The following is a 15,328-nucleotide window of genomic DNA, read 5'->3' on the forward strand; positions in this document are numbered from 1 at the left end:
GGAGCAGGACGTGCCAACAACCATAACGATGCAAGCCGGCCTGTGGGGGCTGGTGGCGGCCAGCAGCCTGCTGCTCGGTGCCTGGCTCGGGGTTTACCTGAACCTGTCGAAGCGTCTGGTGGCCACCGTCATGGCCTATGGCAGCGGCGTGCTGATCGGCGCCATGTGCTTCGAGCAGATTCCCGAGGCGCGGCGCCTGGGTGGCCTGGCGGCAACCCTGCTGGGCCTGCTCTGCGGCGGCGCGCTGTTCGTGGTGATCAACGAGTGGCTGGACCGCATCGAGTACCAGCACCGCCGGCGGGTGGGCCGGCGCACCTCCATGCTCGGCCTGCTGATTGCCGCCGGGGCCTTTCTCGACGGCATTCCGGAATCCCTCGGCCTGGGCCTGGGCCTGCTCGATGGCGGTTCGGTGAGCCAGATGCTGCTGGTGGCGATCTTCCTCTCCAACCTGCCGGAAAGCCTGGCCAGCGCCAACGGCCTGCGCGCCGAAGGGCACAGCAGGGCCTACATCTTCGGCCTGTGGGGCGCCATCGTGCTGCTCTCCGGGCTGGCGGCCATGGCCGGCCCGGCGCTGTTCGCCGGGATGCCGCCGTTGTGGCTGGGGGTGGCCCTGAGTTTCTCCGCCGGCGCGGTCATGTGCATGCTGGTCGATACGCTGATTCCCGAGGCCTTTTCCAGCACCCATGCGCTGACCGGGTTGATCACCCTGGCCGGCTTCATGACCGCCCTGGCCCTGGATGGCTAGTCGTGCGCTACAATGCGCCGCGTTCCGATTTGCCAGCGAGCCCCTCATGTCCTGCCAGTCCCCGATTATCGTTGCCCTCGACTTCCCCTCCCGCGATGCCGCCCTGGCCCTGGCCGAGCGGCTCGACCCGGCGCAGTGCCGGCTCAAGGTGGGCAAGGAACTGTTCACCCGCAGCGGCCCGGCGGTGGTCGAGACTCTGCAGGCCAGGGGCTTCGAGGTGTTCCTCGACCTGAAATTCCACGACATCCCGAATACCACGGCCATGGCGGTCAAGGCCGCCGCCGAGCTGGGCGTGTGGATGGTCAACGTGCATTGCTCCGGTGGCCTGCGCATGATGGCGGCCTGCCGCAACGAGCTGGACAAGCTGAGCGGCGCCAAGCCGCTGCTGATCGGCGTGACCGTGCTGACCAGCATGGAGCGCGAGGACCTGGCCGGCATCGGCCTGGACATCGAGCCGCAGCAGCAGGTGCTGCGCCTGGCCGGTCTGGCGGCCCAGGCTGGGATGGACGGCCTGGTCTGCTCGGCCCAGGAAGCGCCGGCGCTGAAGGCCGCGCAGCCGGCCCTGCAGCTGGTCACCCCGGGCATCCGTCCGGCGGGCAGTGCGGCCGATGACCAGCGCCGCATCCTCACCCCGGCCGATGCCCTCAAGGCCGGCTCCGACTACCTGGTGATCGGCCGGCCGATCAGCCAGGCCAGCGATCCAGCCGCCGCGCTGGCTGCAGTAGTGGCCGAGCTGCAGGGCGCCTGATCAGGCTGGCAACAGGCGCTTCTTCAGGTAGAAGCGCTGGTGCCCCGGCGGACAATCCTCCAGTACGCCCATCTGCTCATAGCCCTGTTTCTGGTAGAAACCGGGCGCCTGGAAACTGTAGGTATAGAGGAATACGCCGGTGCAACCGCGCCGGCGCGCTTCGCCCTCGGCCAGGCCCAGCAGGTGGGCGCCCAGGCGATTGCCGCGCTGGCTGTCGGCCAGCCACAGGTAGTCGATGTACAGCCAGCCCATGCCGGAGTGGCCGAACAGGCCGCCAACCACCTGGTTCTCGCTGTCGCGGGCATAGAGTTCGAAGTCGCGATAGGCGTAGTCGCCGATCTGCGCCTGGTTGAAGGCTTCCAGGCCGGCACGCACCTGCGCCATCGCCGTTGCGTCGGGCCCCTGGGTGTATCGATAGTTCGCCAGTGTCATGTCGCCTCCTGAGATGAGCAGGCAGTCTAGCGCCATCATTTGCCTGCATGGCAGCCCCTACGGCTTTCTGATAGTGCTGCTCGGCGCCGCCCGGGCTGGCTAGACTCCGCTCAATTTCAACGCCTTGCGAGGACGCAGCAATGAGCATGAGTTTTTCCGGCAAAGTAGCCTTGGTCACCGGCGGTGCCGCCGGTATCGGTCGTGCCACCGCCCTGGCCTTCGCGGCCGAGGGCCTGCAGGTGGTGGTTTCCGATGTGGATGTGGCCGGCGGCGAAGGCACCGTTGCGCTGATCCGCGAGGCCGGCGGCGACGCCATCTTCGTGCGCTGCGACGTGGCCCGCGAGGCCGAGGTCAAGACGCTGGTGGAGCGTACCCTGGCCGCCTATGGTCGCCTGGACTACGCCTTCAACAACGCCGGCATCGAGATCGAGAAGGGCCGCCTGGCCGAGGGCAGCGAGGCCGAGTTCGACGCCATCATGGGCGTCAACGTCAAGGGCGTGTGGCTGTGCATGAAGCACCAGTTGCCGGTGATGCTGGCCCAGGGCGGCGGCGCGATCGTCAACACCGCCTCGGTGGCCGGCGTGCTGGCGGCGCCGAAGATGAGCATCTACGCCGCCTCCAAGCATGCGGTGATCGGCCTGACCAAATCCGCCGCGATCGAGTACGCGAAGAAGAAAATTCGCGTCAACGCGGTGTGCCCTGCGGTGATCGACACCGATATGTTCCGCCGCGCCGCCGAGGCCGACCCGAAGAAGGCCGAGTTCGTCGCCGCCATGCACCCGGTCGGGCGCATCGGCAAGGTCGAGGAAATCGCCGGCGCCGTGCTCTACCTGTGCAGCGATGCGGCCGGCTTCACCACGGGGCATTCCCTGGTGGTGGATGGCGGCGCCACCGTCATCTGATCCGCAACGCAAAGGCGCCGACGAGGCGCCTTTTTCATGGCTATGTACAGTTCCGTGTTGCCCAGGCCATCGAGTTTGAGTGGGAGCGGATTTATCCGCGATAAACCGGCAGCTCGGCATAGGCCCTGATCGCGAATGAATTCGCTCCCACGAACAGCCACCGCGAGCGCTTGAGCCAAGCAACAGCGCGGCGTAGCAACGCGGAACAGCTACATAGCTTTTTTCATGCCTGCCTGCTGCCACCCGCGCCTGGCCGGGTGGGCATCCGATCAGCGCAACTCGCCCGTTCATCTTCGGTTACAACACTGCAACAGTCTTGGCCCATAAAGCCAGTTACAACGCTGTTGCGCGTCGTGAAGAATCGGCGCCCCGTTTCGGAGAACAATAACAATGACCGCATCGCCCTTGCTGACCGCTTTCCTCCCCATCGCCCTGGGTATCATCATGCTCGGCCTGGGGCTGTCCCTGACCCTGGCCGACTTCGCCCGGGTGGCCAAGTTTCCCAAGCCGGTGCTGATCGGCCTGGGCTGCCAGATCGTCCTGCTGCCGCTGCTGTGCTTCCTCATCGCCAAGGGCTTCGGCCTGGCGCCGGCCCTGGCGGTGGGCCTGATGCTGCTGGCGGCCTCGCCCGGCGGCACCTCGGCCAACCTCTACAGCCACCTGGCGCACGGCGACGTGGCGCTGAACATCACCCTGACCGCGGTGAATTCGGTGATCGCGGTGCTGACCATGCCGTTCATCGTCAACCTGTCGCTGCAGTACTTCATGACCGCCGACCAGGCCCTGCCGCTGCAGTTCGGCAAGGTGGTGCAGGTGTTCGCCATCGTCCTCGGCCCGGTGGTTATCGGCATGTTCCTGCGCAGCCGCTTCCCCCGTTTCGCCGCGCGCATGGACAAGCCGGTGAAGATCGGCTCGGCCCTGTTCCTGGTGCTGGTGATCCTGTTGGCGTTCGTCAAGGACTGGCAGACCGTGGTCGACTACGCCCCGGTGGTGGGCATGGCGGCCCTGGTCTTCAACCTGGTCAGCCTCGGCGTCGGCTACTTCGTGCCGCGCCTGCTCAAGCTGCCGCTGCGCCAGGCGGTGGCGATCGGCATGGAAATCGGCATCCACAACGGCACCCTGGCGATTGCCCTGGCGCTCAGCCCGATGCTGCTGAACAACTCGACCATGGCCATCCCGGCGGCGATCTACAGCTTCATCATGTTCTTCACCGCAGCCGCATTCGGCTGGTGGGTCAACTTCGCCCACGGCAAGCAGCTGGCGGCGGAAGAAGTCCAGGCGGCCTGAGCCGTCGGCCCCCGATGAAGAAGCCCGGGCCTGCCCGGGTTTTTTCTGCCTGTGGATCGCTGCTAGCGGCCCTTGCGCCAGTTGAGGATGCCCAGGGTCAGGGCGCCGGCGATCAGCCCCCAGAAGGCCGAGCCGATGCCCAGCAGGGTCATGCCCGAGGCGGTGACCATGAAGGTGACCAGCGCCGCATCGCGCTGGCCGGGCTCGTGCATGGCCTGGGCCAGGCCGTTGCCGATCGAGCCGAGCAGGGCCAGGGCGGCGATCGACAGCACCAGCGCCGCCGGCAGGGCGGCGAACAGCGCGGCCAGGGTGGCGGCGAAGATCCCGGCGATGCCGTAGAACAGGCCGCACCAGAGTGCCGCGGTGTAGCGCTTGTGCCGGTCCTCGTGGGCCTCGGCGCCGGTGCAGATGGCGGCGCTGATGGCGGCCAGGTTGATGCCGTGGGAGCCGAACGGCGCCAGCAGCAGCGAGGCGAGGCCGGTGGTGGCGATCAGCGGCGAGGGCGGTACGTCATAACCATCGGCGCGCAGCACGGCGATGCCGGGAATGTTCTGCGAGGCCATGGCCACTACGAACAGCGGCAGGCCGATGCTGATGGCGGCGCCGAAGGAGAAGCTCGGCGTGGTCCAGACCGGCAGCGCCACCTGCAGCTCGAAGCCACGAAAATCCAGGAGGCCGAGCAGGGCGGCGAGCAGGCCGCCGACCAGCAGGGCGGCGAGCACCGCGTAGCGCGGTACGAAGCGCTTGCCGAGCAGAAAGCTGAAGAACATCGCCAGCACCAGCGCCGTGCTGTGCTGCGCGGCGATGAAGATCTCGCTGCCGATACGAAACAGGATGCCCGCCAGCAGGGCCGCGGCCAGCGAGGCCGGCAGATGGCGCATGACCCGCTCGAAGGCGCCGCTCAGGCCGAGCAGGCTGAGCAGCACGGCGCAGATGACGAAGGCGCCGATGGCCTCGGGGTAGCTCACCCCCGGCAGGCTGGTGATCAGCAGCGCGGCGCCGGGCGTCGACCAGGCCACCACGATCGGCGCGCGGTAGCGCAGCGACAGGCCGATGGTGCAGAGGGCCATGCCGATCGACAGGGCCCACAGCCAGGAAGAAATCTGCGCCGTGGACAGCCCGGCGGCCTGGCCGGCCTGGAACATCAGCACCAGCGAGCTGGTGTAGCCGGTGAGCATGGCGACGAAGCCCGCGGCCACGGCAGAGGGCGAGGAATCGGCGAGCGGGCGCAGGCGTGGGGCGGTGTCCATGGCTTCCAGGGTCATCACAGGCTTCCCTTGACGTCGATCAGAATAGGGTAGAGCGAGGCCACCAGCAGCAGGGCCATGCCGATATTGAAGGCGCGCAGCACGCGTGGCTCATCCAGCCAGCGGCGCAGCAGGCTGCCGGCCACGGTCCAGAGGCCGACGCTGGGGCAGTTGACCGCGGCGAACAGGGCGGCGATCAGCAGCACGTTGACCAGGAAGCCGTCCTGCGGGGTATAGGTGGTGATGGCGCCGATGGCCATGATCCAGGCCTTGGGGTTGACCCACTGGAAGGCCGCCGCCTGGATGAAGGTGAAGGGCTTGCCGTGCGCCCGGCCGCTGGTATCCGGCGCCCCGGAACCGGCGATCTTCCAGGCCAGGTACAGCAGGTAGGCGCCGCCGGCGTAGCGCAGCAGGCTGTACAGCGCCGGGTACAGCTCGAACAGCTGCCCCAGGCCGAGGCCAACGGCGATCACCAGGATCATGAAGCCCAGGCTGATGCCGAGCATGTGTGGCACGCTGCGGCGCACGCCGAAGTTCACCCCGGAAGCCAGCAGCATCATGTTGTTCGGGCCCGGGGTCACCGAGGTGACGAAGGCAAAGGCGATAAAGGCGATCAGCAGTTCGGCGGTCATGGCGGCTCTCCGGGGTTGCTGGCAGCCTATGCGCTGTTAGGCTGGGCGTCGCGGTACAGCGAAAGTGTCAAAGGGCGGTACAGTTTTCGCCTGGCCGTGGATCACTCGCCACTGTTCCATCTATCAAGGACGTCCCATGCAACCGGAAAACCCCTATGCCGCGCCGCAGGTGGCGCTGCTCGATACGCCGGCGCCCCGGCCGCTGAGCGGCTGGAGTGTCGGGCAACTGCAACTGCTCGGCTGGCTGTCGCTGGTTTCGCTGCTCGGCAGCCTGGTGGTCACCGTGCTGGTGCTGCTGGTCGACGAGCAGGCCGCTGTGGCGCTGCAGCGCGGCATGGATGCCCTGAGCCTGGCCACCGTGCTGCTCGGCAGCTACCTGTTGCTGCGCCTGAAGGCCTTTGCCGAGCAGCGCTTCCAGGCCCGCGGCCTGGCCTTTGCGGTGTGGGCCATGGTGCTGCTCGGCCTGCTGCTGGAAGGCCTGGACCTGCTCTGGGGCGACGGCCTGTTCAACCGGATCGACTGGAGAACCATCCTCTACTTCGCCGTGCTGGTGCTGCTCGGCATCGCCACCCTGTGGCTGGGCATCCGCCTGCTGCAGACGCCCGACACCTACCCGGTATTTCGCGTGATGGCCTGGATGGACATAGTCGGGGGCGGCATGCTGGCCTCGGTGCTGCTGATGGTGCTGGCCATCCTGCCGCTGCTCGGCGGCTCGCTGTGCATGATGCTGGTGTTCTTTCGCGCCGCCGCCGAGCTGCGCGGCCAGTCGACCTGAAACGCCGGCTCAGAACCTGTTTACGATTTTCTGAATTAGAGCCAGACAAGGCGCTACGCCAGTAACAGCCTCCGGCTGGTCAAAACGGCCGAGGAAGCGCAGTTTACGAGCTGTAAATGAGCATTCCGAGGCCGTTTTTAACGCGGTATGGCCGCGAGTCAGGAGATCGTAAACAGGTTCTCAGTCCTCGGCTCCGGCCTGGCGGGTCTTGCCGAGCAACTGGTTGACCGCCAGCCAGTTGTTCATGCTGGCTTCCCCGGCCTCATGCAAGACCCGCTCGAGCAGCCTGGTCTGCTCGCGGCGCAGGGCCTGCTCCAGCTTGGCGCCGTCGGCGGTCAGCGCCAGCAGGCGTTTGCGCTTGTCGTCCTGTGCCGCCACGCTCTCCACCAGGTGCATTTCCAGCAGCTGGCGCAGCGGCGTGTTGAGCGCCTGCTTGCTCACCCCGAGGTAGCCGAGCAGCTGCTTCACGCTCAACCCCGGATAGCGGGCGATGAAGAACAGGATGCGGTGGTGCACCCGCGACAGGCCGCGGCGGGCGAGGATTTCGTCCGGCTTGGCGGTGAAGGCCTGGTAGCCGAAGAAGAAGGCTTCCATGGCGGTCAGCTGGCCGGTCGGCTTTTTCAGGTCAAACATATTGACGTATCGATTCGAGGCGGCGTAGTTTCGGTCAACGAGTTTGACCCAATTTGTTCTGCCTTTGCTACTGGTGATTTGTCATGGCCTTCTCCGAACGTGTTGCCCGCCTGAAAAGCTCCCTGATCCGTGAAATCCTCGCTGCGGCGCAGCGTCCGGAGGTGATGTCCTTCGCCGGCGGCCTGCCGGCCGAGCCGATGCTGCCGAAGGTGGACTGGAGCGGGATGCCGGCCGGCATCAGCCAGTACGGCATGAGCGAAGGCGAGCCGGAACTGCGCGAGCGCATCGCCGCCGAAGCGCGCCTGCTCGGCGTGCCGTGCGAGGCCAGCCAGGTGCTGGTGGTCAGCGGTTCGCAGCAGACCCTCGACCTGGCCAGCAAGCTGTTCATCGATCCGGGCACCGAGATCCTGGTGGAAGCGCCGACCTACCTGGCCGCGCTGCAGTCCTTCCAGCTGTTCGGCGCCGACTGCATCACCGTGCCCCAGGAGGCCGACGGCCCGGACCTGGAGGCCCTGCGCGAGCGCCTGCAGCAGCACAAGCCGGCCTTCGCCTACCTCATTCCGACCTTCCAGAACCCTTCGGCGGTGCGCTACAGCGAGGCCAAGCGCGATGCGGTTGCGGCCCTGCTCGATGAGTTCAACGTCACCCTGATCGAGGACGAACCCTACCGCGACCTGGTGTTCGATGCCGGCAGCGCCACGCCGATCGTCAGCCGCCTCAAGCGCGCCAGCTGGATCTACACCGGGACCATGTCCAAGACCCTGCTGCCGGGCCTGCGTGTCGGCTACCTGATCGCCACGCCCGACCTGTTCCCGCACCTGCTGCGCCTGAAGCAGTCGGCCGACCTGCACACCAACCGCATCGGCCAGTGGCAGGCCCTGCAGTGGCTGGGCACCGAGCAGTACCATGCGCACCTGGCCGAGCTGCGCGATTTCTACCGCCAGCGCCGCGATGCCATGCAGGCGGCCCTGGAGGAGCACTTCAGCGACCTGGCCGACTGGCAGGTGCCGCAGGGCGGCCTGTTCTTCTGGCTGACCCTCAAGCAGCCGCTGGACACCCGCACCCTGCTGCAGCCGGCCATGGCGCAGAACGTGGCGTTCATGCCGGGCGAACCGTTCTTCACCGAGCCGGATGCCAACCCGGGCTACCTGCGCCTGAACTTCAGCCACGTCGAGCCGGCCCGCCTGGGCGAAGGCCTGCGCCGCCTGGCCGCGGTGGTGCGCGAGGCCCAGGGGAGTAAATAGACATGCTCAAGGTTTACGGCGATTACCGTTCCGGCAACTGCTACAAGGTCAAGCTGATGCTGCACCTGCTCGGCCGCGAGTACGAGTGGGTGGCGGTCGACATCCTCAAGGGCGAGACGCAGACGCCGGAGTTCCTGGCCAAGAACCCGAACGGCAAGATCCCGGTGCTGGAGCTGGAAGACGGCACCTGCCTGTGGGAGTCCAATGCCATCCTCAACTTCCTCGCCGAGGGCAGCGAGTTCCTCCCCGGCGAGCCGCGCCTGCGCACCCAGGTGCTGCAGTGGCAGTTCTTCGAGCAGTACAGCCATGAGCCGTACATTGCCGTGGCGCGCTTCATCCAGCTGTACCAGGGCCGCCCGGCCGAGCGCGAGGAAGAGTTCAAGGTCTGCCAGGTGCGCGGCTACAAGGCGCTCAAGGTGATGGAGCAGCAGCTCAGCCGCACGCCTTACCTGGTCGGCGAGCACTGTTCGATCGCCGACATCGCCCTGTATGCCTACACCCACGTGGCCGCCGAAGGCGGCTTCGACCTGTCCGGCTTCCCGGCGATCAACGCCTGGCTGGCGCGGGTGGCCAGCCAGGCGCGGCATGTCGGCATGCTCGACTGAGAGTGAGCAACCCGGGGCCAAAGCGGCCCTGGGCCACGCCTCACTGGGCGGCGAAGCGCTCGTTCAGGTAGGCGCTGATCGCCTTGGACTCGTACAGCCAGCGGCTCTCGCCCTGTTCCTCGATGCGCAGGCAGGGCACCTGCAGCTTGCCGCCTTGCTCCAGCAGGGCCTGGCGGTGGCTGCTGTCGTTCTTCGCATCGCGCAGCGCCAGCGGCAGATTCAGGCGGTGCAGGGTGCGCCGGGTCTTCACGCAGAACGGGCAGGCGTGGAACTGGTACAGCGCCAGGCCGGCGGCTTCCCGCTCGACTTGGGCTTGCGCCTCGGCGCTGCGCTTGAGCTGGCGCGGGCGGGTGAGGAAGTCGATGAGGATGATGAGCTGGCCGAGGCCGATTCGCAGCGCTTTGAGCAGCATCGCCGAAAATTCCTGAAGGGGTGACGGAAAGGGCCGGCAGGGTACCCGAGTTGACCGGGTTTGGCTGCAGCGGATAGCACCTCGGGCTGAAACACCGCCCATGAAAAACCGGCCCGCAGGCCGGTTTTTTGTTGCCGCGCCAATCAGCGGATCAGGCTGAGGAACTCGCTGCGGGTGGCGGCGTTCTCGCGGAATTCGCCGAGCATCACTGAGGTGACCATCGACGAGTTCTGCTTCTCCACGCCGCGCATCATCATGCACATGTGCTGGGCTTCGATGACCACGGCCACGCCGAGGGCGCCGGTGACCTGCTGGATTGCCTCGGCGATCTGCCGGCTGAGGTTCTCCTGGATCTGCAGGCGCCGCGCGTACATGTCGACGATGCGCGCCACCTTGGACAGGCCCAGCACCTTGCCGTTGGGAATGTAGGCCACATGGGCCTTGCCGATGAACGGCAGCAGGTGGTGTTCGCACAGCGAATACAGCTCGATGTTCTTCACCAGCACCATTTCGCTGTTGTCGGAGCTGAACAGCGCGTCGTTGGTGACTTCCTCCAACGTCTGCTGGTAGCCCTTGCAGAGGTACTGCATGGCCTTGGCCGCACGCTTGGGCGTGTCGAGCAGGCCTTCGCGGGAGGCGTCCTCGCCGAGCTGGCCGAGAATGGCGGTGTAATGTTGTTCCAGATTCTGCTTGCTAGAGTCCATGGGGCTTCCAGGGGCTGGTGAAATTTCAGCGAACCGACTTTCAGGCATGCTGTCTCCGGACGCAGGGGGTGTAACCGGCGATACGGAGCGAAAAGCCTGCCTGCGGAGGATAACCGGCCGATTGGCAATCGAGGTCGGCAGCATGCCAAGGGTTCACTGGGTGATGGCGGGCATTGTACTGCGGTCGCTGGCGGATACCGAGCGCAATCACGCCATCTTTCGCTGTCAGCCGGCCCCTGGAAGAGGAGCGCAGAGCGTTCAGGCGCTCTGCGCACTCGGCTCTTAGAAGGCGTAGGAGAGGCCCGCATACAGGCTGCGGCTCTGCAGGATATTGTCGGCATCACGTGCCACCGAGTCGCGACGGCTGTCGCCCAGGTTCTTCACGCCACCGCTGAGCGTCAGCTCCTTGCTGAGCTGGTACTGGGTGCCGAGGTTGAGGAGGTGGTAATCCGCGGCCTCGACATCGGTATTGCTGATGGTATTGCGCAATACCTGGCTGCCCACGTACTCGTAGCCCAGCTGGGTCTGCCAGCGCGGCGTGATGCTCCAGTTGAGGCTGAGGTTGCCGGTATGCCGGGGTACCTGGCGCAGTTCTTCGCCGGTATCGCGGTCGCGGGCATCGGTCAGGGTGTAGTTGGCGCTCAGCTCGAGGCTTTCGCTCAGCGGCAGGCTGGAGAACAGCTCGATACCACGGGTACGCGCGCTGTCGACGTTGTAGTAGGTCAACACGGCGGGGCGATGACCGGCGCGCCAGTTGTCGGCGAGGATCATGTCGTCGATGTCGTTGAGGAACAGATTGATCCCGGCCTCGAACTGCGGGCTCTGGTACAGCGTGCCGAGTTCGTAGGACAGGGCGGTTTCCGGCTTGAGCTCGGGGTTGCCTGCCACTACGCAGCGCCCACGGCAGGCGGTTACCGCATAGGAAGGGTCGGCCTGGGTGATGCTGGGCGCCTTGAAGGCCTTGCCGATGCCGCCCTTGAGCACCCAGCTCTCCGTCAGCGAGTAGACGGCATAGGCGCGCGGGCTGAACTCCGAGCCGAAGGCCTTGTGATCGTCCAGGCGTCCGCCGAGGGTCAGGCGCAAGTCGCCCAGGCCGATCTCGTCCTGCAGGAACACCGCCCGCTGATAGTCGGTGGTGGCGCCGGCACTGAGGTTCTGGTTGTGTTCCAGGTCCGTGTGGCGATACTCGGCCCCGGCGGTGAGCAGGTGAGCGCCCAGGGTGGTGTTGATCTGGCCATCGACCGTCTGGTTGCGCTGTTCCACTTTGCCGACCAGGCCACGCAGGGTGGTGGTCATCAGTTCCGAGTCGTCGCTCAGGTCGACTTCTTCGTAGTAGTAGCGCAGGCGGGTGCTGTAGGTGTCCCGGTGGGCGGAGTGGGTCAGGCCGAAGGTGAAACGGTCCATCTCCTGCTGGTTGGTGGGGAAGTTGACGTTGGAGTTGCTCCAGGTGCCATCACGCTGATCCTCACGGGCGCTGAGGTCGAGTTCCAGTTCCTGGGCTTCGTCGATCAGCCAGGTCAGGTTCGACATCAGGGCCCAGTTCTGCCGCTGCTCGCGGGCGTGGACGGTGTCGCTGGAGGTCATGCTCGACTTCCAGGCCGCGCGGTCGGTGCCTTCGACAATCACATTGCCGAGCAACCGGTCCTCGATCAGCGGGCCGCTGAGGTAGGTCGAGGAGGTGTGGCTGTCGCCTCCCTCGCCCGAGGTGATGTTCTCGTAGGCGTAGCTCAGCACGCCTTCGGCCTGGTTGCCGGGGCGCCGCAGGATGACGTTGATCACCCCGCCCAGGGCATCGGCACCATACAGCGAGGACATCGGCCCGCGGATGACCTCGATACGCTCGACCGCTTGCAGCGGGATGGCCGAGAGATCGAAGTCGTTGGCATAGGCACTGGTCAGCGCATCGCGCGAGTTAATGCGGCGGCCATTGACCAGTAGCAGGGTGTAGTCCGAATCCAGGCCGCGCATCTTGATCTTGCTGCGGCCATAGGTGGACGCGGCCACGACCGTGACTCCGGGCACCTTGGCCACGGCATCGGCCAGGTCGTAGGCCTGCATCTGATCGAGCTGGGTCCGGCTGATGACCGAGACGCTGGCCGGCGCGGTGAGTTCGCTGTGCTCGGTCTGGCTGGCGCTGACCACCACCGACTGCAGGTCCAGTGCGGTCTCCTGCATCGGGTAGAGGCCCCAGTAGCCATCCTCACCCTGGCGGGCCTGCAGGCCGCTGCCTTGCAGCAGATGCTGCAGTGCCTGGCCAGTCTGGTAGTCACCCTGCAGCGCGGGTGCCTGCTTGCCCTGCACCAGTTCCGGGGCGAAGGGCAGGGTGATGCCGGCTTGCTGGGCAAAGCGGCTCAGGGCCTCATCGAGTGGCGCTGCCGGCAAGTCATAGGTGCTTGCTCGCGCTTCGACGGCGAACGCGCCCGGGCTTGCAAGGCTGGCGCCAGCGCCGGCTGTTACCAGGAGTAGGCTGTGCAGGGCCAGGCTCAGGCGATTGCGTTTGAAGCGGGACAGCGCGAGCGGGGAATTGCATTGCGAGTACTGCATGGGGGACGAAGTTCCTTCGACAGGGGAGTTGGCGTTATTCCTGTTTGTCGAAGGGAACGTGCAAAACCCGCAAATGATTCTGAGAATATTTTTTATCTGACTTGTGCGGCTGGAGGCCGACATCGCTCGCTCGCACGGCCAGGGACTTCATGCCGGCAGGACATGGGTCCAGAAAGGAGTGGTGCGCTGGATGCGCACGGGCAGGGTTGCGCTCAGGGCGGTCAGGACCTGATCGATATCATCCAGCTGGAACACGCCGGAGACCCGCAGGCCGGCCACCACCGGGTCGCAACGCAGCCAGCCACGGCGATAGCGGCTCAGCTCCTGCAGCAGCTGGCCCAGGCGAATCTGCCGGACCACCAGTTGCCCACGGGCCCAGGCGCTGGCGTCCAGCGGGTTGTGCGCGATGCGTCGTGCGCCGTGCTTCTCGATTCGGAACTCCTGCCCGGCCTCGACCCGCACGGCGGATTGTCGGGGCTGCTGTATCACGACCTCTCCTGCGCTCACGCGCAGGCTGCTGTGGGCGGCGTTCTGGCGTACTGCGAACTGCGCGGCCGGGGCCAGCAGGAGGGCTTCGTGCGTGACCACCCAGAAGGGGCGCGGGTCTTGCGGCCTGTCGAATTGGCCTGCGCTGTCGATGTGGATCTGCCCCTGCTGCAGGCTCAGCAGGCGGCGCTGTTCATCGAACTGCACGTCCACGGCCGTGCCGGTATCGAGCTGCAGGCGGGTACCGTCGGCCAGCAGCAGGTTGCGGCGCTCGCCGATGGTGGTGGCGTAGTCGGCGCGCCAGCGTTGCCAGGGCAGTTGCTGCGCACCCAGCCAGCCAGCACCGCCGGCTATTGCGATCACACTCAGCAGTTTAAGGGCCTGGCGCCGATCGAGACGCTGCTGGCCGACCTGTTCGAGGACTGCCCGAGCGGCCCCCGGGTTGATTGGGGGCAGAGAACGAAAACAGGCCTCGGTGGTTTGCAGCGCTTGCCAGGCCGCTTCGTGCTGTGGGTCAGCGGCTCGCCACTGGGCACAGGCTATCTGCACGGGCGCCGTATCAGCCCCTGCATGCAACCGCACCAGCCAGTCGATGGCCTGATCCAGCGCTTGGGCTGAAATGGCGGGCAGGGGCGCAGCTGCAGTCATTGCATCCCCCGGTAGTGCTGCTGAGCCTGGTAACAGTGGCGGATGGCCGTGGCCATGTACTTTTCCACGGAGCTGAGACTCACCCCCAGGTGCTCGGCGATGCTCGCGTAGGGCATGCCTTCCAGGCGCGACAACAGGAAGGCGCTGCGCACCCTGGGTTGCAGGCCAGCGAGCAGGGCATCGAGCTGCAGCAGGGTTTCCAGCAGGATCAGCCGGGTTTCCGGTGACGGGACCTCGGGTTCCGGCAGGTTGGCGATGGCGGCGAGGTAGGCCTGCTCGACCTTGCGCCGGCGCAGCCGATCAATCAGCAGGCCCTTGGCGATGGTCGAGAGCCAGGCGCGTGGCTGGCGCAGCTCGCCGAGCCGTTCGGGGCGTCCCAGGACATAGAGAAAGGTGTCCTGGGTCAGGTCGGCGGCGTTATCGGCATGCCGCAGGCGCCTGTGCAGCCACCCCAAGAGCCACTGGTGGTGATCCGCGTAGAGGCTGTGGAGGTCGCGCTGGAGCGATGAGGTAGGTGATGAAGCTGGCTGCACCAGAAACTCCTTGGCGCCCTGGAATGATATTCAAATAGTAATGAATATCATTATGCTTGGCGTTGGAGTCACGAGCAATTTGTTATTGCCATGCCGTGCAGGAGGAGGTCGGCCGCTGCGCATAGGCAATGCAAAGCGGCTGTCGGCGCTTACTCGTCGCGGCCTTCCAGCATGGTGCGCTTGAGCAGCACATAAACCGCGCCGGTGCCGCCGTGCTTGGGCAGGCAGGAGGTGAAGCCGAGCACCTGCGGGTGCTGGCGCAGCCAGGTGTTGACGTGGCTCTTGATCAGCGGGCGCTTGCCGTCCAGGCGGGCGGCCTTGCCGTGGGTCACCCGCACGCAGCGCACTTCCATACGCGCGGCTTCGGCGAAAAAGTCCCAGAGGGTGTCGCGGGCCTTTTCCACGCTCATGCCGTGCAGGTCGAGGCTGCCTTCGAAGGGCACCTGGCCGGCCTTGAGCTTGCGCAGCTGGCCATCCTGCACGCCGTCGCGGGCCCAGTACAGCTCATCCTCGGCGCCAACATCGATGACGAACAGGTCGGACAGACCGTCGACCTTGACGCTATCGGTCTTCAGCGTGGCGGCCTGGCGCAGGGTGCTGATGCGCTGGCGGTCGGCCTTGGGTTTGCCGGTTTCGGCGCGGTCATGGCGGATCGGCTTGACGCCACGCACCGCGGATTGGAACAGGGAGAAATCGTCGTCTTGCATAGGGTCTGTTCCCGTTTCGTTCACGGCCGCGACGGAGCCCGTTT

The 15,328-nt window shown here is 66.3% G+C and carries 17 protein-coding genes and 1 pseudogene; 7 read left to right on the forward strand and 11 right to left on the reverse strand.

Annotation, left to right across the window (positions count from 1 at the left end; translation table 11 throughout):
- Positions 1-10: 10 nt before the first annotated feature.
- On the forward strand, positions 11-745 hold the full coding sequence (locus F3I16_RS15640) for a hypothetical protein (RefSeq protein ID WP_160494481.1): 735 nt from the start codon (positions 11-13) through the stop codon (positions 743-745).
- A 46-nt stretch (positions 746-791) separates the two neighbouring features.
- Positions 792-1,493: an orotidine-5'-phosphate decarboxylase gene (gene pyrF / locus F3I16_RS15645; protein ID WP_160494482.1), complete on the forward strand. Its 702-nt coding sequence runs from the start codon at positions 792-794 to the stop codon at positions 1,491-1,493.
- Here pyrF and F3I16_RS15650 read toward each other — a convergent pair whose 3' ends face one another.
- On the reverse strand, positions 1,494-1,925 hold the full coding sequence (locus F3I16_RS15650; RefSeq protein ID WP_160494483.1) for a GNAT family N-acetyltransferase: 432 nt from the start codon (positions 1,923-1,925) through the stop codon (positions 1,494-1,496). It abuts the gene before it with no gap.
- A gap of 140 nt (positions 1,926-2,065) precedes the next feature.
- Here F3I16_RS15650 and F3I16_RS15655 point away from each other — a divergent pair, with 140 nt between their 5' ends.
- Together F3I16_RS15655 and F3I16_RS15660 are read left to right on the forward strand one after the other, a co-directional pair.
- Positions 2,066-2,827 carry an SDR family oxidoreductase gene (locus F3I16_RS15655; protein WP_160494484.1) on the forward strand — a complete coding sequence of 254 codons (762 nt, stop codon included), beginning with the start codon at positions 2,066-2,068 and terminating at the stop codon, positions 2,825-2,827.
- Between the two features lie 390 nt (positions 2,828-3,217).
- A complete protein-coding gene (locus F3I16_RS15660; RefSeq protein ID WP_160494485.1) occupies positions 3,218-4,114 on the forward strand; it encodes a bile acid:sodium symporter family protein in 897 nt (298 codons plus the stop codon).
- Positions 4,115-4,176: 62 nt separating this feature from the next.
- Here F3I16_RS15660 and F3I16_RS15665 read toward each other — a convergent pair whose 3' ends face one another.
- Together F3I16_RS15665 and F3I16_RS15670 are read right to left on the reverse strand one after the other, a co-directional pair.
- Complete coding sequence (locus tag F3I16_RS15665; RefSeq protein WP_178116684.1) at positions 4,177-5,364, reverse strand: benzoate/H(+) symporter BenE family transporter; 1,188 nt, start codon at positions 5,362-5,364, stop codon at positions 4,177-4,179.
- A 14-nt stretch (positions 5,365-5,378) separates the two neighbouring features.
- Entirely contained in the window at positions 5,379-5,993 is a 615-nt protein-coding gene (locus tag F3I16_RS15670; protein WP_160494487.1) for a LysE family translocator, read from the reverse strand.
- A gap of 136 nt (positions 5,994-6,129) precedes the next feature.
- Here F3I16_RS15670 and F3I16_RS15675 point away from each other — a divergent pair, with 136 nt between their 5' ends.
- Positions 6,130-6,768: a hypothetical protein gene (locus F3I16_RS15675; protein ID WP_160494488.1), complete on the forward strand. Its 639-nt coding sequence runs from the start codon at positions 6,130-6,132 to the stop codon at positions 6,766-6,768.
- Positions 6,769-6,948: 180 nt separating this feature from the next.
- Here the strand turns inward: F3I16_RS15675 and F3I16_RS15680 are convergent, their stop codons facing one another.
- Positions 6,949-7,401, reverse strand: a complete 453-nt coding sequence (locus tag F3I16_RS15680; protein WP_160494489.1) for a MarR family winged helix-turn-helix transcriptional regulator — start codon at positions 7,399-7,401, stop codon at positions 6,949-6,951.
- Between the two features lie 83 nt (positions 7,402-7,484).
- Between F3I16_RS15680 and F3I16_RS15685 the strand changes: the two genes are divergently transcribed.
- Positions 7,485-8,645 (forward strand): PLP-dependent aminotransferase family protein, encoded by a 1,161-nt coding sequence (locus F3I16_RS15685; protein WP_160494490.1) that lies wholly within the window; start codon positions 7,485-7,487, stop codon positions 8,643-8,645.
- Positions 8,646-8,647: 2 nt separating this feature from the next.
- Positions 8,648-9,250 (forward strand): glutathione S-transferase family protein, encoded by a 603-nt coding sequence (locus F3I16_RS15690; protein WP_160494491.1) that lies wholly within the window; start codon positions 8,648-8,650, stop codon positions 9,248-9,250.
- Between the two features lie 40 nt (positions 9,251-9,290).
- Here the strand turns inward: F3I16_RS15690 and F3I16_RS15695 are convergent, their stop codons facing one another.
- The 7 genes and pseudogenes from F3I16_RS15695 to F3I16_RS15720 all read right to left on the reverse strand — a co-directional run bounded on the left by F3I16_RS15695 (position 9,291) and on the right by F3I16_RS15720 (position 15,284).
- Positions 9,291-9,662, reverse strand: coding sequence for a glutathione S-transferase N-terminal domain-containing protein (locus tag F3I16_RS15695; protein WP_160494492.1), 372 nt, complete (start codon positions 9,660-9,662; stop codon positions 9,291-9,293).
- A gap of 143 nt (positions 9,663-9,805) precedes the next feature.
- Positions 9,806-10,366 (reverse strand): GTP cyclohydrolase I FolE, encoded by a 561-nt coding sequence (gene folE / locus F3I16_RS15700; protein WP_160494493.1) that lies wholly within the window; start codon positions 10,364-10,366, stop codon positions 9,806-9,808.
- A gap of 282 nt (positions 10,367-10,648) precedes the next feature.
- Positions 10,649-12,910, reverse strand: coding sequence for a TonB-dependent receptor (locus F3I16_RS15705; protein ID WP_160494494.1), 2,262 nt, complete (start codon positions 12,908-12,910; stop codon positions 10,649-10,651).
- 147 nt (positions 12,911-13,057) lie between these two features.
- The gene (locus F3I16_RS15710; RefSeq protein ID WP_372239640.1) at positions 13,058-13,759 is read right to left on the reverse strand and encodes a FecR family protein; all 702 of its coding nucleotides are present in this window, start codon (positions 13,757-13,759) and stop codon (positions 13,058-13,060) included.
- Positions 13,760-13,885: 126 nt separating this feature from the next.
- Positions 13,886-14,044 (reverse strand): annotated as a pseudogene (locus F3I16_RS21435) (FecR/PupR family sigma factor regulator); the annotation flags it as partial.
- The gene (locus F3I16_RS15715) at positions 14,041-14,577 is read right to left on the reverse strand and encodes a sigma-70 family RNA polymerase sigma factor (protein WP_160494496.1); all 537 of its coding nucleotides are present in this window, start codon (positions 14,575-14,577) and stop codon (positions 14,041-14,043) included. The gene F3I16_RS15715 and the pseudogene F3I16_RS21435, both read right to left, overlap by 4 nt.
- Before the next feature lie 149 nt (positions 14,578-14,726).
- Positions 14,727-15,284 (reverse strand): Smr/MutS family protein, encoded by a 558-nt coding sequence (locus F3I16_RS15720; RefSeq protein ID WP_160494497.1) that lies wholly within the window; start codon positions 15,282-15,284, stop codon positions 14,727-14,729.
- Positions 15,285-15,328: the final 44 nt, after the last annotated feature.

The sequence above is a fragment of the Pseudomonas sp. L-22-4S-12 genome (assembly GCF_009799935.1).
Taxonomy (GTDB): Bacteria; Pseudomonadota; Gammaproteobacteria; order Pseudomonadales; family Pseudomonadaceae; genus Aquipseudomonas.